Genomic DNA, 22,559 nt, shown 5'->3' with positions numbered 1-22,559 from the left:
CACGAGTAAGGTGAAAAACAAGGTTTTTTGTCTATTTTTTAGAAAGCAATCTGTTTTTCACTTTCATTTTCATTCCCTCTTAGTGATCCGGTTCAAAATCAAAACCATATAAGGTTGCAAAATAGTCCTCAGGACGCTCTGCACGGCGGATTTGGCGGGCTTTTCCTTCTTCGGTATAGAGGATTTCTGCCGAGCGTAGTTTGGCATTGTACTGGTAACCCATGGAGAATCCATGTGCACCTGTATCATGAATCACTAGCAAATCACCGATTTCTGTATGAGGTAGTTCGCGGTTCACTGCAAATTTATCATTGTTTTCACAGAGTGAACCAACCACATCTACCACCTCAACTGGTCCATCTGGATGGGTCAGATTGGTGATATGGTGGTAGGCTCCATACATGGCGGGGCGCATGAGGTTGACTGCTGAGGCATCCACGCCCAGATAGGTACGGTAGGTTTTTTTCTTATGAGTGACTCTTGTGACCAAAGCTCCGTGAGGCGCCAACATAAAGCGGCCTAATTCAGTAAAAATCTTGACCTGACCAAGTCCTGCAGGTGTGAGGACTTCCTCATAAACCTTACGAACTCCCTCACCAATCACAGCGATGTCATTTGGCTCCTGGTCTGGGCGATAGTTGACACCAATACCGCCGGAAAGATTGATAAAGTCTAGCGAAATACCCAACTTTTCCTTGATTTCAACGGCTAATTCAAAAAGCTGACGCGCCAACTCTGGGTAGTAGAGATGGGTGACAGTATTGGATGCTAGGAAAGAGTGAATCCCAAAAGTCTTGGCTCCTTTTTCCTTCAAAATCGCAAAGGCTTCAAAAAGCTGGTCCCTAGTCATCCCAAACTTGGCTTCTCCTGGATTGTCCATAATGTCGGTACCCAGTTCAAAAACACCTCCAGGATTGTAACGACAAGAGATAATTTCTGGAATACCTGCTGCTCGCTCTAGATGTTCAATATCTTCAAAGGCATCCAAGTTAATGGTTGCACCCAATTCACGCGCATAAGCGTACTCTTGGTCTGGGGTATTGTTTGAAGAGAACATGATTTCAGAACCGGGGAAATTCAGTTTGTGGCTCATCAAGAGCTCTACATAACTAGAGCAGTCCACACCGCAACCTTCCTCTTGGAGGATTTTCAAGATGGCTGGGGTTGGAGTGGCCTTGACGGCAAAATATTCTTTGAATCCCTTATTCCAAGAAAAGGCCTTGTTGACGGCTCTTGCTTTTTCACGAATCCCCTTCTCGTCATACAAATGAAAGGGAGTCGGGAACTCTGCAACAATTGTTTCTAAATCTTCACGGCTGATAAATGGTGTTTTCATAAGCATCTTTCTATTCTATTTGCAAAGAAAGGCTGGGACAATCGTTCCAACCTTTAGTTCTATCTCTTATTTGTCTTCGTCAAAGATATTTCCAATCTCAACATCGATGGATTGGTTCTTAACATCAATATTGGTTACTTTCAAGAGTGACTTGTAATCGAACTGCTTTTCACGTTCTTCTTGGGCATTGTCTGCAAAGACTGCGACACCAGCCAACTCTGAATCAAACTCACGCAAGAGACTAATCATCCCGTTGACAGTTCCGCCACCTTTCAGGAAGTCATCCACGATCAAGACACGACTGCCTGCCTTGAGACTGCGTTTTGAAAGGAACATTTTCTCAATGCGGTCACCGCTGGAACCTGAAACATAGTTGACGCTGACCGTTGAACCTTCGGTAATTTTCAAGTCACGGCGCACAATGACAAATGGAACATTGAGGACATTGGCAACTGCATTTGCGAGCGGAACCCCTTTAGTTGCTACTGTCATAACGGCATCGATTTTTTGGTCCATAAAGCTCTTGGCAATGATGCGCCCAATATTTTTCAAAATGGCAGGTGTACTGAGCAAATCAGACAGGTAGATGTAGCCACCTGGCAAGATACGGTCGCTTTCTGAAAGTTTGTCACGCAAGTCTGCGATCATTTCTTTGGCTTCATGACTCGAGATTGATGGTGTAAAGATAACGCCACCACCTGCTCCCGTCACAGTCTGAATATGACCGATTTCGATTTCCTCAAAGGCACGCTTGATAATCACGATGTCCTCTGAAATCGATGATTTAGCAGATTCGTACTTTTCTGCAAAGGTATTGAGACTGGTTAGTTTGTATGGATTATTAATCAAATAGTTGGAAATGACAACCATCCGATCACTTCTTCTTAATTTCATTTTTATTTACCATTCCATTTAATTTTGATATTTTATCCATTATACCATATTCACATAAAAAAACGAACATTATTGCGTAAAAAATGCTCGTTTTTCTTAAATTATTAATCTAAATCTGGTTTATAGAAGGAACGATTGTCCATAGCAAAGATTTTATTGGTCATCTCTCCTTTGTCCACCAAAGCTAGAGCTGTTGACATCATCATCATGCTGGCATCTAGATTGTCAATCATATGGATAATCTCTGCTTCCATAATGCGTGGACGGACTGGACTTCCATACTCTAGCAAGCCATGATGACTGAGGATGACATGGCGCAGTAACACCACTTCTTCTCTAGTATCATCGATGCCTAGTTCCATGACGGTCTTGGTAATTTCACTATCGATGAGAGCGATATGCCCAAGGAGATTGCCTCGAACTGTGTACTCCGTCTGGTCTGGTCCCGTCAACTCAATAACCTTGGCCAAGTCATGCAACATAATTCCCGCATAGAGGAGGCTCTTATTGAGCTGAGGATAGATCTCGCTAATGGCATCTGCTAAGCGCACCATGGTTGCTGTATGATAGGCCAAACCCGTCTCAAAGGCATGGTGGTTGGTCTTGGCAGCTGGATAGGAGTAGAATTCCTTATCATACTTGGTGTAGAGACTACGAACGATACGCTGCCAGACAGGATTTTCAATCTTGAAAATCATTTGTGACATGTAGTCACGGATTTCCTTGACATCAACTGGCGACTTGACCTTGAAATCAGCTGGATCATTGGGTTCCCCAGGCTGAGGCAAGCGAAGAGTAATTTGATTGACTTGAGGAGTGTTGTTATAAACTTCTCGACGTCCCTGCATGTGGACCACTTTCCCTGCGGTAAAGGCCTCGACGTTATGAGGTTGGGCATCCCAGAGTTTCCCTTCAATCTCGCCACTATCGTCTTGGAAGGTAAAGGCTAGGTAATTTTTCCCAGCACGCGTCTGTCTCAGGTCAGCTGACTTAATCAGGTAAAAACCTTCAAACAGCTCATCTTTTTTCATGTGACTAATCTTCATATTCTTCCTCATCTTCTTGGAAATGGAGTAGATCAAGCGCAGGCTCACCTTCTGATAACTCAATGTGACGGAGCGTCCGCTCGATAGCTGTGGTACGACGGTTTAATAATTCATCAATATTGCCAGAGGCATGTTGGAGATGCTTTTGTGCCTTGACCAGAATGCCTCCGAACTTGCCAAACTCGGTCTTGACGCTGGCAAGAGTCTTGCTGATATGGTCGGCACTCTTTTGGATATTGAGAGTCTTGAAGCCAACTGATAGAGAGTTAAGCAGGGCTGATAGGGTACTTGGACCAGCAACAATAATCTGCTCCTCCCGTCTCAAATCATCAAAGAAGACAGGATTGCGGACGATTTCTGAGTAAAGTCCTTCTGTTGGAACAAACAAGACTCCAAAATTGGTCGTTCGAGGCGGCGCCAGATACTTGCTCTTGATATCCTTGGCAAATCGCTTAACACTGGCTAGGAGTGACTTGCGACAACGTTCAATCTCGTCCTTATCGCCTGCTTCATAAGCTTCTTCTAAGCGGTAATAATCTGCCAGTGGAAACTTGGAGTCAATCGGTAAGTAGACATATTCTTGATCGCCTTGGCCAGGTAACTTGATGGCATACTCTACTCGTTCACTGGAGTTCTCAACCGTTGCAAATTCTCGTTCGTACTGGGCAGGGGTCATGATGTCTTCGATGATTTGCCCCAGTTGCAATTCACCCAGAATCCCTCGCGTCTTGGTTCCAGAGAGAACCTTGTTGAGGGCACCGACGTCGCGGGCAACTGTCTGCATCTCTCCAAGACCACGATTGACAGACTCCAGTTGCTTGGAAACTGTCTCGAAGGAAGCCTGCAAGCGCGTCTGCAAGGTCTTCTCTAGCTTTTCCTCGACCGTCTGGCGCATTTGTTCCAAACGTTGCTCATTTGATTCCTGCAGGGCCTGGAGACGTTGGTCAGTCTTGTCTCTGGTTTGAAGGAGATTCTCGTTCATCTCCTGTCTAACTTGAGTCAAGCCTTGGTGCAACTCCATTCGCACCTCCTGCAAGCGGTCACTGACAGCCACTTCCAAATCTTTTTGATCCAGCTGACTGGCTTGTCTGGCTTGTTCAAAGCGGTAATCCAGTTGATCTGAAAGATTGTCTGCTTGATCCTCCAAACTCTTGGCTAGGTATTTGTCTTGCTTATCCTGCCTTTGCCAAATGAGAAAGAGTCCAGCTAGGTTGGCAATTAATAATAGTAATAATACAGTCTCCATCCTACCTCCTGTCCTTGCTATGTAGCACGACGACATAGCCATCTGGGCAAGTCACCGAAACTTCCCTATCTATATATTCGTTAGAAGCGTACACTTTTTTAAAGAAAAAATTTTCCTCTGTCAACTCGTACTTGGCTCCGATAATGGTCAACTGACTATCCCGAACTGGCATAAAGGCTAGATAATCGTAGTCTGAACGGGGCTCTAGCTGACTGGTTCCTTCTGGACAATAGGCAATCAAGTTTTGCCCATCCTCAATCGCTATCTGGCGCATATAGGGTGCCAACTTGGGATTGCTAGGCAGAAAGACATTAGCCAGCATATGATCAATACGACCACCCAAAGCCCCAAAAATGGTCACTTGGCCTTGAGGATTTTTTTCAAAAATCGTTAAAAGTGCTAGTTCCAGATCCGTATCATCCTTTTCTGGCTGGGCTTGAACAAAGTGCTGGGCACGTGCATGAATCAACTGACGTTCGTCTGCAGTCACCGAATCAAAATCCCCAACTGCTAGAGCCAGAGGCAGATCTTCTTCCAAGACCCAGAGCGAACCGCGATCCACACCGACAAAGCAATCAAAATCCGTCCGATAATGACCGCGATCTCCGCCGGCAAAAACAGCAACCCTAGTCCAGTTGTTTTCTGAGAGTTTGCACTCGTTCATTGACATCTCCCTTAAAGACATAAGATCCCGCTACAAAAACTGTTGCACCAGCTTCTTTGGCTTGAGCAATGGTCTGGTCATCAATACCGCCATCGACTTCAATCTCAAAGTCCAAGCCTTTTTCCTCACGAAGGGAAACCAACTCACGAACCTTGTCCATGGTTTCAGGCAGAAAGGCTTGACCGCCAAATCCAGGGTTCACTGTCATGACTAAGACTTGGTCAACTAGGTGAAGGACGTGCTTGATCGCCTCGATAGGTGTCCCAGGATTGATAACAACCGAAGGTTTAACACCGAGAGAGCGAATTTTTTGGAGGGCGCCATGGATATGAGGCGTTGCTTCTACATGGATACTGATGATATCCGCTCCTGCACGCGCAAAATCTTCTAGATGATGCTCAGGATTAGCTACCATCAAGTGGCAGTCAAAGACCATCTTACTATGTGGACGAAGAGCTTCAACCACACCTGCACCAAAACTGATTTGCGGTACAAAATGACCATCCATGATATCGATATGGGCATATTCTGCACCAGTTGCTTCTAGGCGTTTGATTTCACGTTCAAAGTTGGCATAATCTGCTGCCAGAATTGACGGAGCAATCTTGTATTGAGACATAGGTTTCTCCTTATTTTGGAATTTTTTTGCTGACTTTTTTATAGGTTTCTCTGCGATTTTCAATCTCACTGAGAAATTGCAGGTAGTTATCAAAACGGAAGGATGCAATGATTCCTTCTTCAACAGCCGGCTTAACCGCACAGGACGGCTCATGGGTATGGGTACAAGTACGGAACTTGCAGTCTCGACTGACACTGGCAATCTCTGGAAAGGCCTGATTGAGGTCTTCAGCCGTTGACACTTCATAATCCAGCGATGAAAAGCCTGGTGTGTCTGCTATTTTACCCCCATTGAGGTTGTAAAAACTAACAGCTCGAGTGGTATGGCGACCGCGACCCAGACTGTCTGAGATTTCTCCTGTTTCAAGATTGAGATCTGGTGCGATTTTATTGAGGAGGGTTGATTTTCCAACACCAGTCTGCCCCATAAAGACCGTCACTTTCCCTGTCAACAGGGGCAGGAGTTCCTCCTTACTGGTCACAAAGTCATAACCAATGGCACCATAGGTTTGTTGGTAAAAACTTAATTCTTCGCTATCTTCCAGCAAATCCATTTTGGAAATATAGACGATGGGATGAATGCCCTTGTGTTCCAAAAGAACCAAGAAACGATCCAACAAGTTGCTGTTGAAGTCCGGTTCCTTGACGGACATGATCACCACAGCTTGGTCAATATTGACAATGGGTGGACGAACCAGACTGTTTTTCCGTTCGTGAATTTTGAGGATATAACCTTCTGAATTTTCCTCGGCAGAAAAGTCTACCCAATCCCCAACATAGGGCGTGTGGCCTTTTTTACGGAAATTTCCACGCGCGCGTGTCTGATAGACTTGGCCATCACTCTCTACATAGTAGAATCCTGCCAAGGCTTTAATAATTTGTCCCTGCATCTTAGAGTCCTTGTCCTTTAAGCGCATCAGCTAGACTGGCAAACTCTTCCAAGCTAAGTGCTTCCCCACGCACAGATGGTGACAAGCCCGCCTGATCCAAAGCCTTGGTCAGCTTATCCTTGACTTCCTCAGTCTTTCCAAAATAGCCTGTCAAGTTATTCCACAAGGTCTTGCGACGATGAGTGAAGCTAGCCTTGGAAACCTTAAAGAAGAAGTTCTCATCTTTTACTGCTACAGCAGGCTCTGGACGGCGCACCATTTTTAAAATGGCTGAGTCCACGTTTGGGGCTGGCACAAAGACCGTACGAGGCACGATGAAGGCAACCTTAGCTGTCATATAATACTGCACAGCAATCGACAAACTACCATAAGCCTTAGTATTTGGCTGTGCTGAGATACGGTCCGCCACTTCTTTTTGCATCATGACGACAAACTCACTAAAAGGAATGCCACTTTCGATCAAGTGCATGAGAATAGGCGTTGTGATATAGTAGGGCAAGTTGGCTACTACCTTAATCGGCAATTCTGGATTTTTGAAATTCTGGATATGTTGCGCCAAATCCACTTTGAGAATGTCCTCGTTAACCACTGTTACATTGTCAAAATCACGAAGAGTATCTGCCAAAATCGGTACCAAACGGTGGTCGATCTCAAAGGCCATGACTTGAGCTGCACGCTCAGCTAGAAACTCCGTCAAAGCACCAATCCCTGGCCCAATTTCGATAACATTGACCTGGTCATCAATTTCAGCTGTATCCACAATTTTTTGAAGAATATTGGTATCCGTCAAGAAATTTTGCCCGAAGGACTTTTTAAAGGTAAAACCGTGACGCTCCAGCACTGCCTTGGTCACGCTATAATCTGCAATTCTCATTTATCTACTCTTTTTCCACATTACTATTAAAACCAGTAAAATAAAAATTATACTTTCCTGCCTTATCTATATTCTTTTTCTTTAAAAATCTAGTAAAGCTATCATTTTCAAAAACTATTGTATTATAAACATTTTCATTCTTTATACAAAATATATAATATTTGAAATTATTAGACTTTTGTATTTTCTCTGAAAATAGACTATTCCAACCAGAGAATAAACTTCCAGCAATATAGCTGGATTTGTTTTCCTCCGTTATATAATTTTTACTGATACTTATTTTTTTGTTATTTCTTTTTTCATCAACTCCTATGCCGTACGATACCAACCCATTAATAATATCCTTATAAATTTCTTCCCTATTTTCTGACTTAGAATCAATTTCAAAAAACTTGTTTCCTAAAATATAGTTATCAGCTATAATCCCTTCTCGGGCATCAAATACAGTTCCATATTCTGAAACAGATGTAGAATAAAATTGCTCAGCAAAATCATCCTCATTAGAGTCTTTAAATGTTCCTATAATCGTATTACTATCACTTAGTAATTCTTTCACTTTTTGTTCAGATAACTCACCAGTACTGATACTACAGTTGATAAATTCACATGCTTCAAATGAATTTGAAGCAAAAAAATCAGCAGAAAAAGTACACTCTACAAAGCTTTTGTCTTTAAACTTTACTTTTTCAATCTCATATCCAGTAACACCAAATTCAACATAACTGAAATATTTAACTTCCTTGGAACCAAATATTTCTTCCTTTTTCAAAGATATTATTTCTCTCATAACTGGTTTCAGTGCTGTGCTCAAATTATATTTCCAGTTCTCCGCCAACTCATTCCCAGGATTCTCTATTCCTTTTGGATATTTTATTGAACAAATTGTAGACAATACTTGAACAAAGTCAAGAGAAATATCTAATTTTAATATCTCATTCCATTCCTTTAATAATTTATTATACGTATCAATGATATATTCAATTTTTCCCGCCTTATAAAAGGGTAACTCTTTGGTCTTACTAATATCTGCAACAAGTTCTGTAAGTTGCTTATCATAATACTTCACAGTGTCTCTAACATTATCAGACACAGTATTTTTCTTATTTTCTTTACTTTGTTCAATAGCTTGATTCCAAGTAACTAATGTCGGCAACGCAATAACTATGCCCGCTAATACTTCTCCTTGGGATAAACTATTAAGAATTAAATTCTTACCCTCAAAAAGATTATTCATATATAAAATAATACCAACAATCACAACTCCGACTGCAGCAAAACTCAACAATAATTTACCATCCTTATTTTTCATACAGCCTCCTATTAACTTAAATACACTACCTTCATTTTAACATAATTCTCTACACTTTAGAGTCTTTCTCATAACTTTCCATAACCTCTTCCACTTCTGCCAAGGTTATCCCAAATAACTCCAACCGCTTGAGGAGTTGCTTGCCGTTGGAATAGCCGATGCGGAGCTGTTCGCCTAGATACTCTCGGCGCCTACGACTGTCCGCTCCCGCCAAGAAACCTAGTCGAATCAAGTCACCACGACTGATGTCAAACTCGTTCTCGTTTTCAAATTGCTCTGTCACCTGAGTCAGCGCTGTTTTTAGATCTTCATAGCTGGCGTGTTCGATTCCCAGAGAACGTCCCTTGGACTTAGATTTGGGAACAGCCTCATCTCGCTTGAGAAAGGCATGCTGTACTGTTGGAATGGCCGTCATAATCATGCGACGAATCCGCTCCCCATTAAAATCTGGATCTGTAAAGACAATGACTCCATGCAGTTCATGCAGGCGCTGAATCCGCTCTATATCCTGGTCATTTATTGCAGAACCTCGTGTTTCATAGGTCTCTACATCAAAGTAACGTTTGAGATTGGCCGTATCATCGCGACCTTCAACCACGATGACTTGGGAAATTTTTTCTTTCATCACTTTCTGTCCAATCCAAAGATACGCTCTGCATTTGCAGTTGTTACTGCGGCTAACTCCTCAGTCGTCAGCCCACGCAAGTCGGCGATAAAGTCCGCCACATAGCGTGTGTAGGCTGTTTTGTTTTCACGGCCACGTTTAGGAACAGGAGCTAGGTAAGGGGCATCCGTCTCTACCAAAATCTTGTCCAAAGGAAGTTCCCTAGCAGCCTCTTGGATATCCGTCGCTTTTTTAAAGGTCACCACACCTGAGAAAGAAATGGTCATACCAAGCTCGACAAACTTCTCAGCCCACTCCAAAGAACCTGAGAATGAGTGCATAATTCCACCACTAGGACCAACGCCCTCGCTCTTGATAATCTCATAAGTATCTTCTAGCGCATCACGGGTATGGACCACAAAAGGCAAATTCAAATCCTTAGACAACTGAATCTGACGACGAAAAACCAGTTCCTGCACTTCCTTAGATGCTGTCATCCAGTGATAGTCCAGACCAATCTCCCCCAAGGCAACGACCTTAGGATGTTTTAGTTTTTCAAGCAAGTAAGCTTCGACCTCATCTGTGTAAGTCCCTGCTTCCGTCGGATGCCAGCCAATAGTTGCGTAGAGTTGCTCATACTCATCTGTCAATTCTAGGGATCGTTCAATGGTTGGCTTATCAAAACCAACAATATTCATCTGTGTCACACCCATCTCAGCAGCCAAGGCGATTTCTTCTGCCTCACGTCCTGCAAATTCTTCTACATTTAAATGTGTGTGCGTATCAAAAATCATCTCTTCTAACCTCATTTTCTTCCATCTATTATACCAAAAATAGCATCCCCCGGCTTGTAAAAATATTCTAATACCGTTCATTCTCCCTTGACTGCCTTTTTTCAAAGCAGTATAATAACACTTATTGAAATTTTCATCAAAGGAAAAGAAAATGTTTAGAAAATTAAAATATACCTTTATCGGTCGACCACTCAAGTCTCTCACAGATGGTGAAGGGGGATTACTTGGAAAAATGCAGGCACTTGCAATGTTATCCAGTGATGCCCTGTCTTCTATTGCCTATGGACCTGAACAGGTCATTCTCGTTTTAGTCAGTCTCTCTCCTCTCGCTATTTGGTGGAGCCTCCCTATCGGTATTTTTGTCCTCTTACTGCTCGCTAGTTTGACCATTTCCTATCGTCAAATCATCCACGCCTATCCTCAAGGTGGTGGGGCTTATATGGTCACTCGGGAAAATCTCTCCCCTGAACTAGGCTTGATTGCAGGGGGTAGCCTCCTTGTTGACTATATGCTGACAGTAGCCGTATCCGTTGCTTCTGGAGCTGATGCTATTACTGCAGCCATCCCTGCCCTCCATCCCTATAATCTTCATATCTCTATTTTCCTAGTCTGCCTGCTCATGCTCTTAAATTTAAGAGGATTGAAAGAATCTGCCAGCTCTCTGATGATTCCCGTCTACCTCTTTATCTTCAGTACCGTCTTTCTCTTGCTTTATGGGTTCTTTCAACTGTTTACAGGTTCCCTAAACTATCAGGCGACTTCAACCATTGGACAAACCGTTCCGAGCCTTTCTATCGTTCTCCTATTGAGAGCCTTTACCAGTGGCTCTGCCTCTCTGACAGGGGTTGAGGCTATTTCAAATGCAGTACCATTTTTCAAAACTCCGAAAGAAAAAAATGCTGCTCAGACCTTGACCATCATGTCGCTCATTTTAGGATTTCTTTTTGCAGGCATTACCTTCCTAAACTACTGGATGGGCATCACACCTCAAAATGGAGAAACCATCCTCTCGCAAATGGCCAAGGGCATTCTTGGTGATTCATTCTTTGGTCATGCGAGCTACTATCTCTTCCAGTTCTCGACAGCCTTAATTCTAGCTGTAGCTGCAAATACTGGCTTTTCAGCCTTCCCTATGTTGGCCTACAATATGGCTAAAAACAAGTACATGCCCCATCTCTTTATGGAAAAGGGGGATCGTCTTGGCTACTCCAACGGTATCTTAACTCTGGCTTTTGGGGCTATGATCCTTCTTCTCATTTTTAATGGGAATACTGAACGCTTGATTCCTCTTTATACTATCGGGGTCTTCGTTCCCTTTGCCCTTTCTCAGACTGGGATGATTCGTCATTGGAAAAAGGAAAAAGGAGCAAACTTCTTAAAACCTGCCTTTGCTAATATCCTTGGGGCCATCATTTGTTATGCTATTGTCCTCATTTTACTCCTCTTCAGACTGGGTGATATCTGGCCATTCTTCCCAATTATCCTAGTTCTAACTTTCCTCTTTTTGTCCATTCACAGCCATTACCAAAAAGTGGCAAAACAACTACGACTCTACGAAGGAATTGAAAAGCGCACTTACGACGGCAACCTTGTCCTTGTCCTAGTAGGAAATGTCACTCGAGTAAGTGTTGGAGCCATTAACTACGCTCAAAGTATCGGTGACGAAGTGTTAGCCATGCACATTTCTACTAAAGAAACGGCCGAAAAAGACCAAGAAATCCTTCAGGAATTTGCCGATTACTTCCCAAATATCACTCTGAAGAATATCAACACCAGCTACCGCGACATCATCACCCCTAGCGTTAAGTATGTCAAACGAATCGCCCAAGAAGCTAAGCAAAAAAACTACACCGTTACAGTTCTTGTACCACAGTTTATCCCTAACAAGCCTTGGCAAAATATCCTGCACAATCAAATGAGCCTCAAACTAAAATACGCTCTCAGATGGCACGAAGATGTCGTTATCGCTAGCTACTCTTATCACTTAAAAGAATAAACAAAAACTCAAAATCAGTAACTTATATCTGGTTTTGAGTTTTTTTGTATGTGACCTTTTAAATGAGCCCTCCATGAGTTCCATCTAAAATGACCGATTTCGTAGACAGTTCACTATGTAGGATAAAAAGAAAAGTCAGTAGACTCGAGTTCCTACTGACTTCTTTGTTGAATTCGTTTGGATTAAGCAGCCAAAACTTTGCGTCCTTTACGACGACGAGCTGCCAATACGCGACGACCGTTTTTAGTTGACATACGGTTACGGAATCCGTGTTTGCGCGCACGACGAAGTTTACTTGGTTGATAAGTACGTTTCACGATGAATACCTCCTCATAGATTTTGTATTCGTTTAGCCGGCTATAAAGTGATCAGTTACTAAACATACTTTACTATTCTATCTGATTCTGACCTATTTGTCAATAGCTCTAAGGAAATGTTTCCTGCTTTTCCCTATGAAAGCCTTATCTACGATACTGGCTCAAGAAACGTGTCATCTTTTCTTGGATTTGCGCCAATTCGTCCACACGAGGAAGATAAACGATACGGAAATGGTCAGGTTCCTTCCAGTTAAAACCACGACCATGAACCAAGAGAACCTTTTCCTGCTTCAAGAAATCAAGAACGAACTGTTCATCATCATCAATGCGGTACATATTGCGGTCGATTTTAGGGAAGATATAAAGACCCGCCTTCGGCTTGACCGCAGACAAACCTGGGATATCTTGAATGGCATTGTAAATGAAGTTTCTTTGCTCATAGATCCGTCCACCAGGAAGGAGCAATTCATCCACTGACTGGTGCCCACCTAGTGATGTTTGTACGACTTGCTGGGCCAAAACGTTGGAGCAAAGGCGCATATTTGACAGCATATTGAGCCCTTCGATATAACCCTTGACATGGTGCTTAGGACCAGACAAGACCATCCAGCCTACACGAAAACCAGCGATACGGTGAGATTTTGACAGACCATTCATGCTGACACAGAAAACATCAGGTGCCAAGCTCGCCACAGGCGTATGCACATGCCCATCCATCACCATGCGGTCATAAATCTCATCCGCAAAGATGATCAAATCGTTTTGACGAGCAATCTCAATAATCTCCAACAAGAGTTCCTTAGGATAAAGGGCTCCAGTTGGGTTGTTCGGATTGATAAGGACGATTGCCTTGGTATTGGAAGTAATTTTTGACTTAATATCGTCAATATCTGGGTACCATTCTGCAGCCTCATCACAGATATAGTGAACGGCATTTCCCCCAGCTAGGCTGACCGCGGCTGTCCAGAGAGGATAGTCTGGCATAGGCACCAAGACCTCATCGCCATTATCCAAAAGCCCTTGCATGGACATAACAATCAGCTCACTGACACCATTTCCAAGGTAGATATCATCAATGTCCACATTGGGAAATTTCTTCAGTTGGCAATACTGCATGATAGCCTTACGCGCCGAAAAAATACCCTTGGAATCAGAGTACCCTTCACTATCACGCGCATTCATAATCAAGTCATGAATGACCTCATCTGGCGCTGTAAAGCCAAATTCTGCTGGATTCCCTGTATTCAGACGTAAAATCTTTTCTCCGTTTGCTCGCATCCGCATAGCTTCTTCCAAAACAGGACCACGGATATCATAGGCAACGTGCTCTAACTTACTAGACTTGTTATATTCTTTCATCTTGTTTCCTCAATTCATCGAGATAGTAACATTATACCACTAGAAAGGGATTGCGACAAGTTTCCTGAAATGAGCAAGCAAAGAAAAAAAACTCACAACGACTAGGTTCTCACCGTCTAAACAACTAGAATACAGAAGTATTTTCTCACATACCAAAAGACAAACCTAGAAAGACCAGCGCTAAAAAGGAGTCATATAAAAGATTAAACATGAGAAAGAGCCCCCACGTGACCAAATAGTCCAAACGACCACTTCTCTTTGCAATCACCAATAAAATGATGTGGTAGACTAGGTGAAAGAGAAGAAATCCAACAAATCCTGGATAAAGAACGGGCACGACTCTTTCCAGCTGCCAAAGCATCACTACTTCACCTACAAGTGACACAAGGATAATTCCATGATAAAGAAAACTTATTTTTTTAGAAGCTTGAACAAAATCTTTCATACTTTCTCATCCCCTCGCTGTGTTTCCTACTATCCCGTTTTCTTTTATTTTAACATATCTCCACCAAATTGAATCTCCGATAATATTTCTTTAAATATGATTTTTACTTTACTTCTTTAGTGAAAAGGGTTACAATAACAGTAAGAAAATTTCAGGAGGTTTCATTATGGCACAACGTTACCAAAATGTTATGGTCGCAATTGATGGTTCTAAAGAAGCGGACTTGGCTTTCGTCAAAGGTGTTTACACTGCTCTACGCAACGAATCCAAGCTCACCATTGCCCATGTTATCGACACACGCGCTCTTCAAAGCGTGTCTACCTTTGATGCTGAAGTTTACGAAGAACTCCAAGTCGATGCTGAAAGTCTGATGAAGGAGTACGAAAAGCGCGCAAGAGATGCTGGTGTGACCGATATTCACATCGTCATCGAAATGGGAAATCCAAAAACTCTCCTTGCCCGTACTATTCCAGACGCAGAAAATGTCGACCTGATTCTCGTTGGTGCAACAGGGCTCAATGCCTTTGAACGCCTCTTGGTTGGCTCTTCATCTGAGTACATTCTCCGCCATGCAAAAGTCGATTTACTGGTCGTGAGAGAAAGAGAAAAAACATTGTAATCATTTAAAAAGGGAGCCTTGAGCTCCTTTTTGTTTGTCCTGATTGGGTCACAAAAAGGCTTTAAACAATTGTTTAAAGCCTCTATCTTATTTAGAAAGTAGTCAATCTCAAAAGATTGAATTATTTGTAACTGTATGCCCAGTAGTATACACCGTTTCCATCAACTACTGCTGCTACAGCTCCTTCAGTGACATTCGGATCGAGAAGCAAGTCTCTCAAACCACTGTTTGCCCATTTCTTAACGACAACAGCAGCATCTTCATCACGACGTCCTACAAAGCCTGTGCTATCGTATTGACGTGAAATTTCATTTACTTTTGGAAGTGCTTGATTTTGATAAATGTCTTCAGACCAAGTCAATTCTTTCAATCCTTGAGCTTTACGAGTCTCATTGATTTTAGCGAAAGCTTCTTTCGCTTTTGAAACATAGTCATAGTTTGTATCGTTTGTTGCTTCAACACGGTAAACAAACTTCACATAGCCAAATTCTACATCACTGTATTTCTTGTCTTCGACACCACTCTTGAGATTTGCAATCAAGACATAGTCCTTAGCGTATGGGTTTTCTTTCGTCTTCTCAAAGATTTCTGGATCTTCGATTTCCCACTCAACTTTAGCATCCCAACCAGAGTTATCAAGGAACTTAGGATTCATTTTTTCGATGACATAGTTTTTGAACTCTTCAACATTCTTGAATGGCAATGCTTGACCTGCTTTAGCAGTCGTTACCAAGTTAGTTGAGTAAAGTTTCACGCTTGAGTTCTTGTCGCTGTACATGTACTCGTCATCAGCAGTGTTTTCGTGAAGTTTTGGATCACGAGCTGGATCGTTTGGATCAGTCATCCCTTGAAGTTTCCATTTTCCTCCAAGCCACTTCCAGTATGCTGAGTAACCTGTACGCTCTGAGTTAGATGGTACATAGTAGTAATGTGCACTACCGTCGAAGTAGTAGTTTTTATCATTCTTGAGGACTGCATCACCTGGTTTACCTGGTGGGTAAACCAATTTTGGAGTTTGTCCATTTGGTGCCCAAGCCAAGTGTTCCAATCCTTCAGCTGGTTTTTCAACATAATCAGGGATTTGGTTTTCACTTGGTTCATCAGTCGTTACCAAACCTGGTGTTGTTGGGATAGCTGGAGTTGCTGGTGTTTCTGGTTTTGGTTCTGCTGGCGTTTCTGTTGATGGCTTGAATGGATCAAATTCACTATCAGCACCATTAATTGGTGGGTTTTCTGGTAGGTCAACACTTGGAGTTGCTGGTTGTTCTGGTTTTGGCTCAGCTGGTGTTGTTGGCTCTTCAGGTTTATCACTAGGAGCTGGTGTTGGAGTCTCTGGTTCTGCTGGTGTTGGAGCAGGAACTTCAGGTTGACTTGGTTGTGCTGGCTCAACCGGAGTTGTTGGTTGTTCTGGTTTTGGTTCAGCAGGTGTTGCCGGTTGTGCTGGTGTTGTATCAGCAGAATCTTTCACCAATACCCACTTACCATTTTGGTAGTAGTAATAATCACCATTGTCCAATACATAGTAATGGTAACCATTTTCGTAACGATAGTGCGGATCGTTTTCCAAGTTGTTAGTAGATGAGTTGTTGTTACTATTGTTTGTCAAAGGTTTCCACTGACCGTTACGATAAATACGGTAGCTACCATCGTTCATACGGTAGTAGTGATTGCCATTCCAGTAAATATAGTTTTCATCGCTAGCAAGGTTGTTGTAATTATTCCAATAATTATAACCATAGTAGTTGCTACTGTTGTCATAGCCATAGTAGTTATTCCAATTATTGTAACCGTAGTTGTAACTTGGGTAATAGCTACCATATCCATAGTTATAGCTTGGGTAGTAGCTATTGTAGCCATAGTTATAGCTTGGGTAATAACTATTGTAGCCGTAACTTCTTACAGTATAGTTTGATGTACGGCTACGATTTGCAGTAGTACGGTTAGAAGTACGATTGCTTGAACGACGGCTAGTTCTTGTATAGTAGCTATTATTTCCATTCCAATTGTAAGCAGCGTGAGCTTCACTTGGTGCAAAAGTTGGAAGCATTGTTACAGCTGTTAAAACAGAAGCTGTCAAATAGGTATATTTTTTCTTCATTTCAACCTCTTAATTCTTTAATTTTTAAACTTGAAAATTAAAATAATAAAAATTTGGAAAGCAATTGTGCACAATTTTATAACTAAACCTCAAAGCTAGAGTGAACTCCTCACATCAACTTGTTAACAGGCCTGAAATAAACAAGTTGACTTTCTGTCTTAAAAAAGAGCATATTGTAGTAGCATGAGGATTTTATATTTATTCGCTTTCTGAATTTATTCTAACACATAAACTTTCAAATATCAAATAATTTGACTTGTCTTTTTTTGATGTTTTTTAAAAGAAAAGCTAGATATATCAGTAATATATCTAGCTTTTTAACTATTCTTTGTAAGAAATGTAATTTCCTGTTGCTTTATTTTCACTATCTTTTCATTTTTTTCTTTTCTTTTTCTAGTATAAATATGCTAATAATAATTAGTGATATATATAAAATTGTTCGGTTTTTCAGCTCAAAAAATCCCCGAATTTTTCATCCAGGGAAAAGAATTTTCTCTTATTTTTTATTTTTTCTTTCTTTATGTCGCTCATAAGCTTTAAACTGACGTTGTAGTTCCTGTCGGATGGCAGGTTCTGGAGCATATTTTTCTTCCCAGTCATCTGGTTTTAAAATCTTGTGTGTAACTGGGTCAAAATGAGCTTTCCCATCAGGGAAAACCTTCCCCATATTCGCTTCATGAACAATATCAAAAATGCGTTCTGGATCTACTCCCATCAATACAAAACTGCCGTATGTGAAATACAATGTGTCAATCAAAGCATCCACTTGACCGACCAGATTTTGCTTAGCAGGCGTCTTTTTCGCCACTTTCTCTGCCGCCTTATCAAGTGCCTCATGCATGCTTGCAAGGGAGTTTTGGAATTCTTCCTCCGAAGAACTTGCTGCGCGAACAAACTCTACTAATTCTTCAATTTTAAAGTCTGCGCGATGGGTTGCACCTTCAGCATCCCATGCCTGTGGCTCTTCTTGAGTTCGTTCATCCATCATGTGGTGGAAGGTTTTGACCTTATTAAAGTGGTAGTCTCGACTGACAAACACTTTTTCTGAAGCCAAAACACCAAAGTGCTCGAGCGCCTTGTGGATACCATCTTGTTGATTACTTGCCGTAATATGCTTGGCAACTTCTTTGACACTGCTACTGCCATTTCCCATAGCAACCGACATACCAACGCCCGCCAACATTTCCAGATCGTTGTCTGAATCACCAAAGGCCATGACTTGGTTGAGATCAAAGCCATATTCTTTCCCGACTCGGCGAATGCCTTCTAGTTTGGAATTTCCTTGGTTGATGATATCTGCTGCAAAAGGATTGCTTCGAGTTAATTTCAAATCTTCAAAATCACTTGCTGCCTTCTCAGATTCTTCTGGCGTCATCAGCATCAAAACTTGATAAATGGGTTGATTAATCAAGTTAAGCAAGTCGTCTTCCTTTTGAGGAACTGCCTTGCTGACCATTCGATTAAAGGAACGGCTAACGGTTCTTGTCAGAACAGTCGGAATAAAACGACTAACCAGTTGGGAAAAGGAGCCGAGACCAAATGACATAATTTTCGAACCAACAACGGCATGCTCGGTTCCAAGAGCGATTTCTTTACGCTCCTTTTTAGCGTAAGCAATCAGTTGACGCAGGCTTGACTTAGCAATCGGACTTGCAAAGAGCACCTTTTCTTTATTAAAAATGTATTGGCCATTGTAGGTCACCGCAAAGTCTAGGTCCAAGTCTTCCATCAATTCCTTGACAAAAAACGGCCCTCGTCCTGTCGCTACTCCAACAAGCACTCCTTGCTCTTTGACAATCTTAATCGCGTCCTTAGTGGATTTCAAAACACTCTTGCGATCGTTGACTAGCGTTCCATCGATATCAAAAAAAACAGCCTTGACTTCCATCCTGTCCCATTCTCCCCTTTTGTGTTACAATGATTATACCACATTTCAGAAAGAGTGACTAAATCATGCCTAAGAAAATCCTTGTTTTACATACAGGTGGGACTATTTCCATGCAAGCAGACGCCACTGGTGCCGTTGTAACTAGCCAGGAAAATCCCATGAACCATGTTTCCAATCCGCTTGAAGGGATTGAGGTTCATGCCCTAGACTTTTTTAATCTGCCAAGCCCTCATATCAAACCCAAGCATATGCTTGCACTCTATCATAAGATTAAAGAGGAAGCTGATAACTATGATGGAGTTGTCATCACACATGGTACAGATACCTTAGAAGAAACAGCCTACTTCCTTGATACCATGAAAATTCCGCCCATCCCCATCGTTCTAACAGGGGCCATGCGTAGTTCAAACGAACTTGGTAGCGACGGTGTATATAACTATCTGAGCGCTTTGCGAGTTGCCAGCGATGACAAAGCAGCCGACAAGGGTGTACTGGTCGTCATGAACGACGAGATCCACGCAGCCAAGTATGTTACCAAAACTCATACGACCAACGTCAGCACCTTTCAAACCCCAACACATGGACCACTTGGCCTCATCATGAAGCAAGAAATCCTCTACTTCAAAACGGCTGAACCTCGTGTCCGGTTTGATCTTGAGCATATTCAAGGTCTGGTTCCCATCATCTCAGCCTATGCAGGTATGACAGACGAGCTGATTGATATGTTAGACTTGGAACAGCTAGATGGCTTAGTCATTCAGGCCTTTGGAGCAGGCAATGTCCCAAAAGAAACAGCTCAAAAGTTGGAAAATCTCCTGCAAAAAGGGATTCCAGTCGCCTTGGTCTCACGATGCTTTAATGGTATTGCTGAACCTGTCTACGCCTACCAAGGCGGAGGGGTGCAGTTGCAACGAGCTGGTGTTTTCTTTGTCAAAGAACTCAACGCTCAAAAAGCGCGCCTCAAATTATTAATTGCCCTTAATGCTGGACTAAAAGGACAGGCTTTGAAAGACTATATGGAAGGCTAATACTCTTCGAAAATTAAATTCAAACCACGTCAGCATCGCCTTGCCGTAGGTATGGTTACTGACTTCGTCAGTTCTATCCACAACCTCAAAGCAGTGCTTTGATCAACCTACGGCTAGTTTCCTAGTTTGCTCTTTGATTTTCATTGAGTATAACTCCTTCTCTAGAAAGCAAATCAGGAAATCTCACGATTCCCTGATTTTTTCTATTTACGTTTTCGTGTAGAGCGGCGTTCTGTCAAACCATGAGGCAAGAGAACTTCACGTTCTTCCAACTCTTCCTTATGCATAATCTTAGTCAACATACGCATGCTGATTGCACCTAGATCATAAAGAGGTTGGGCAATAGTCGTCAAGTTTGGACGAGTGAATCGTGCAATCTGAGAGTCATCTGTCGTGATGATTTCAAACTCTTCTGGCACAGATACGCCATGGTCAGCCAAACCATTCAACACACCTGCCGCCAATTCATCACCTGTTACAACTGCGGCTGTAGCTTGTGATGAAATCAAGCGTTCTGCCAAGGCATAGCCATCGTCATAGCTGTATTTTGATTCGAAGACCAAGCCCTCGCTATAAGAATGTCCCGCTTTTTTCAAGGCTTCCTTGTAACCAATCAAACGAACCTTGCCATTGATATCATCGACGAGTGGTCCACTCACAAAAGCAATCTTTTCGTTTTCTTTGAGAAGATAGCTCACGGCATCAATCGTTGCTTGTTTGTAGTCGATATTTACACTTGGAAGTTGGTGTTCTACATCCACAGTACCAGCAAGAACAACCGGTGTCCGTGAACGAGAAAACTCTGAACGAATCTTTTCAGTCAAGTGATAGCCCATAAAGATAATCCCATCGACTTGTTTTGAAAAGAGAGTGTTAACCACTGAAACTTCCTTTTCATCATCCTCATCACTATTTGCAAGGACAATGTTATACTTGTACATTTCAGCAATGTCGTCAATCCCTTTAGCAAGTGTTGAGAAATAACCATTGGTAATGTTAGGAATCACAACTCCGACTGTCGTTGTTTTCTTGCTAGCCAAACCACGTGCTACCGCATTTGGACGATAGTCCAAGCGATCAATCACTTCTAGGACTTTTTTTCGAGTGTTCTCTTTAACATTCTTGTTGCCATTAACGACACGGCTAACTGTTGCCATTGAAACTCCTGCTTCACGGGCGACGTCATAAATCGTTACTGTATCATCTGTGTTCATTCCGTTTCCTTTCTATAATGAAAATTTCGCTTTCACGCATCTACTTACTCCATTTTATCACTTATTGTAAACACTTTCAAGTATTTTTTAGAGAAACTTTGAAAAAATTTCACAGTTTATTCCCATTTTGAAAAAGCAAGTAGGATTTCTTGATTTTTAAGACATTTTGCTGTATGATAAGGAAAATAAAAGGGGGAGGAAAACATGGCTTTTACAAATACACAGAGACGTTCCGCTAGTTTTGGTGTCGTGACCAGCTTGCCTGATGATGTCATTGACTCTTTATGGTATATTATCGATCATTTCCTGAAAAATGTCTTTGAACTAGAAGAAGAACTTGAGTTTCAACTGCTCAACAATAAGGGGACCATCACCTTCCATTTTTCTAGTCAGCACCTTCCGACTAGCATCGATTTTGATTTCAATCATCCTTTCGATCCGCTTTACCCGCCTAGGGTCCTTGTTTTAGACCTAGACGGCAGAGAAACCATCCTCCTTCCAGAAGAAAATGACCTATTTTAAAAACTCTAGCTTCTCGGCGCAAACTGCTGAGGAACTAGAGTTTTTTTCTAATAAATGGATCGACTAACAACTAGACCATTGGGTTTTGTATACTCTAAATCAAGGTAATCCTGATAAGTCCCTGGCACAATGAAACCTTGGGGACTCAATATATCAGTTCCAGCTTTTCCCACGATAGAGTCTGCTAGCAGAACACAATTGGTACTGAGAACAAAGTAGGTCTTAAACTCGGATGAGCTGAATTTATAGAGGGTCGCATCTGCTTCCTCTTTTAGTTGGTAGGAGTAGGTATGCTTTACCTCTCCCTCTCTTCTTTTCATCAACTGCGAGCTTGGTTCCCAAGGAATTAACAGGTCTTCTATCTCCGCTAAACGCGCTTGGATAGCTGCTTTCTGTTGCTCCGTCAAACTCAGGCCATAAGCAAACAAGGTCTTCTGACTTTCCCTCTTACAGAGCTCGATGTATTTTTCCCGATTGGCCTTAAACAAAACACCGTCTCCAACCATGCCGAATAAACGCTCCGAGTGGGGATCATAGGAACCATAGGAAATAACCTGCCCTTGATAACAAATATCCACATGTCCCATAGCAAGGAAGAAGGAGGTTTCTGAGGTATGAACAAAAATTTCCAGATCAACCGCCTGGTCGTTTTTTCTTTCTGAATGAACTTCCCCTTCTTGGCTTTCATGATTTGACAGCCACTCATTTAGTTTTCGCAAGGTGCTGATAGGAATCAGAGCCGTCACAAAGATCGGCAGAGTCATTCGCATTCGTCGTTTCAGCTTGGGATTGTTTTCT

General features: G+C 42.2%; 21 protein-coding genes and 1 pseudogene. 4 read left to right on the top strand and 18 right to left on the bottom strand.

Annotated features, from left to right (window positions below):
- Positions 1–79: 79 nt before the first annotated feature.
- The 11 genes from HMPREF3057_RS01360 to HMPREF3057_RS01310 form a co-directional block, all read right to left on the bottom strand.
- Entirely contained in the window at positions 80–1,336 is a 1,257-nt protein-coding gene (locus HMPREF3057_RS01360; protein WP_070696066.1) for a diaminopimelate decarboxylase, read from the bottom strand.
- Between the two features lie 66 nt (positions 1,337–1,402).
- Complete coding sequence (gene purR, locus HMPREF3057_RS01355; RefSeq protein WP_002874197.1) at positions 1,403–2,230, bottom strand: pur operon repressor; 828 nt, start codon at positions 2,228–2,230, stop codon at positions 1,403–1,405.
- 104 nt (positions 2,231–2,334) lie between these two features.
- A complete protein-coding gene (locus HMPREF3057_RS01350; protein WP_000703210.1) occupies positions 2,335–3,276 on the bottom strand; it encodes a 3'-5' exoribonuclease YhaM family protein in 942 nt (313 codons plus the stop codon).
- Positions 3,266–4,522, bottom strand: a complete 1,257-nt coding sequence (gene rmuC, locus HMPREF3057_RS01345) for a DNA recombination protein RmuC (RefSeq protein WP_044020197.1) — start codon at positions 4,520–4,522, stop codon at positions 3,266–3,268. Before rmuC ends, HMPREF3057_RS01350 begins: the two co-directional genes overlap by 11 nt.
- A 1-nt stretch (position 4,523) precedes the next feature.
- Positions 4,524–5,186 (bottom strand): thiamine diphosphokinase, encoded by a 663-nt coding sequence (locus HMPREF3057_RS01340; protein ID WP_044020196.1) that lies wholly within the window; start codon positions 5,184–5,186, stop codon positions 4,524–4,526.
- Entirely contained in the window at positions 5,149–5,805 is a 657-nt protein-coding gene (rpe, locus tag HMPREF3057_RS01335; RefSeq protein WP_044020195.1) for a ribulose-phosphate 3-epimerase, read from the bottom strand. The genes HMPREF3057_RS01340 and rpe overlap by 38 nt, the downstream gene beginning before the upstream one ends.
- A gap of 10 nt (positions 5,806–5,815) precedes the next feature.
- Positions 5,816–6,694, bottom strand: a complete 879-nt coding sequence (gene rsgA, locus HMPREF3057_RS01330) for a ribosome small subunit-dependent GTPase A (protein WP_044021690.1) — start codon at positions 6,692–6,694, stop codon at positions 5,816–5,818.
- A 1-nt stretch (position 6,695) separates the two neighbouring features.
- Positions 6,696–7,568: a 16S rRNA (adenine(1518)-N(6)/adenine(1519)-N(6))-dimethyltransferase RsmA gene (gene rsmA / locus HMPREF3057_RS01325; RefSeq protein WP_044020194.1), complete on the bottom strand. Its 873-nt coding sequence runs from the start codon at positions 7,566–7,568 to the stop codon at positions 6,696–6,698.
- 4 nt (positions 7,569–7,572) lie between these two features.
- Positions 7,573–8,877 carry a hypothetical protein gene (locus HMPREF3057_RS01320; RefSeq protein WP_000790643.1) on the bottom strand — a complete coding sequence of 435 codons (1,305 nt, stop codon included), beginning with the start codon at positions 8,875–8,877 and terminating at the stop codon, positions 7,573–7,575.
- A gap of 49 nt (positions 8,878–8,926) precedes the next feature.
- The gene (rnmV, locus tag HMPREF3057_RS01315) at positions 8,927–9,502 is read right to left on the bottom strand and encodes a ribonuclease M5 (protein WP_070696064.1); all 576 of its coding nucleotides are present in this window, start codon (positions 9,500–9,502) and stop codon (positions 8,927–8,929) included.
- The gene (locus HMPREF3057_RS01310; protein ID WP_070696062.1) at positions 9,502–10,275 is read right to left on the bottom strand and encodes a TatD family hydrolase; all 774 of its coding nucleotides are present in this window, start codon (positions 10,273–10,275) and stop codon (positions 9,502–9,504) included. Before HMPREF3057_RS01310 ends, rnmV begins: the two co-directional genes overlap by 1 nt.
- 151 nt (positions 10,276–10,426) lie before the next feature.
- On the opposite strand from HMPREF3057_RS01310, the gene HMPREF3057_RS01305 reads away from it, so the two are divergent.
- Positions 10,427–12,271: an APC family permease gene (locus tag HMPREF3057_RS01305; protein ID WP_070696060.1), complete on the top strand. Its 1,845-nt coding sequence runs from the start codon at positions 10,427–10,429 to the stop codon at positions 12,269–12,271.
- A gap of 182 nt (positions 12,272–12,453) precedes the next feature.
- Here HMPREF3057_RS01305 and rpmH read toward each other — a convergent pair whose 3' ends face one another.
- The 3 genes from rpmH to HMPREF3057_RS01290 form a co-directional block, all read right to left on the bottom strand.
- Positions 12,454–12,588, bottom strand: a complete 135-nt coding sequence (gene rpmH / locus HMPREF3057_RS01300) for a 50S ribosomal protein L34 (protein ID WP_000831905.1) — start codon at positions 12,586–12,588, stop codon at positions 12,454–12,456.
- Between the two features lie 144 nt (positions 12,589–12,732).
- Complete coding sequence (locus HMPREF3057_RS01295; RefSeq protein ID WP_000666454.1) at positions 12,733–13,947, bottom strand: pyridoxal phosphate-dependent aminotransferase; 1,215 nt, start codon at positions 13,945–13,947, stop codon at positions 12,733–12,735.
- Positions 13,948–14,092: 145 nt separating this feature from the next.
- Entirely contained in the window at positions 14,093–14,392 is a 300-nt protein-coding gene (locus tag HMPREF3057_RS01290) for a hypothetical protein (RefSeq protein WP_070696058.1), read from the bottom strand.
- A gap of 166 nt (positions 14,393–14,558) precedes the next feature.
- Here HMPREF3057_RS01290 and HMPREF3057_RS01285 point away from each other — a divergent pair, with 166 nt between their 5' ends.
- The gene (locus HMPREF3057_RS01285; protein ID WP_000079161.1) at positions 14,559–15,011 is read left to right on the top strand and encodes a universal stress protein; all 453 of its coding nucleotides are present in this window, start codon (positions 14,559–14,561) and stop codon (positions 15,009–15,011) included.
- A 121-nt stretch (positions 15,012–15,132) separates the two neighbouring features.
- Here HMPREF3057_RS01285 and HMPREF3057_RS01280 read toward each other — a convergent pair whose 3' ends face one another.
- Together HMPREF3057_RS01280 and HMPREF3057_RS01275 are read right to left on the bottom strand one after the other, a co-directional pair.
- A complete protein-coding gene (locus HMPREF3057_RS01280) occupies positions 15,133–17,109 on the bottom strand; it encodes a CAP domain-containing protein (protein ID WP_070696056.1) in 1,977 nt (658 codons plus the stop codon).
- A gap of 496 nt (positions 17,110–17,605) precedes the next feature.
- Positions 17,606–18,997 (bottom strand): Cof-type HAD-IIB family hydrolase, encoded by a 1,392-nt coding sequence (locus HMPREF3057_RS01275; protein WP_000453122.1) that lies wholly within the window; start codon positions 18,995–18,997, stop codon positions 17,606–17,608.
- A gap of 65 nt (positions 18,998–19,062) precedes the next feature.
- Between HMPREF3057_RS01275 and HMPREF3057_RS01270 the strand changes: the two genes are divergently transcribed.
- Positions 19,063–20,025 carry an asparaginase gene (locus HMPREF3057_RS01270; protein ID WP_061426607.1) on the top strand — a complete coding sequence of 321 codons (963 nt, stop codon included), beginning with the start codon at positions 19,063–19,065 and terminating at the stop codon, positions 20,023–20,025.
- A 203-nt stretch (positions 20,026–20,228) separates the two neighbouring features.
- On the opposite strand, the gene ccpA is transcribed toward HMPREF3057_RS01270, so the two are convergent.
- Positions 20,229–21,239 (bottom strand): catabolite control protein A, encoded by a 1,011-nt coding sequence (gene ccpA, locus HMPREF3057_RS01260; RefSeq protein WP_001090635.1) that lies wholly within the window; start codon positions 21,237–21,239, stop codon positions 20,229–20,231.
- Positions 21,240–21,443: 204 nt separating this feature from the next.
- Here ccpA and HMPREF3057_RS01255 point away from each other — a divergent pair, with 204 nt between their 5' ends.
- The gene (locus tag HMPREF3057_RS01255; protein ID WP_000886045.1) at positions 21,444–21,761 is read left to right on the top strand and encodes a DUF960 domain-containing protein; all 318 of its coding nucleotides are present in this window, start codon (positions 21,444–21,446) and stop codon (positions 21,759–21,761) included.
- A gap of 47 nt (positions 21,762–21,808) precedes the next feature.
- Here the strand turns inward: HMPREF3057_RS01255 and HMPREF3057_RS09870 are convergent.
- A pseudogene (locus HMPREF3057_RS09870) lies at positions 21,809–22,559 on the bottom strand (DUF308 domain-containing protein); the annotation flags it as partial.

The sequence above is a fragment of the Streptococcus sp. HMSC072D05 genome, from assembly GCF_001815805.1.
GTDB lineage: Bacteria > Bacillota > Bacilli > Lactobacillales > Streptococcaceae > Streptococcus.
Note: the sequence above shows the minus strand (reverse complement) of the source record. Positions and strands in the feature narration are given on the sequence as shown.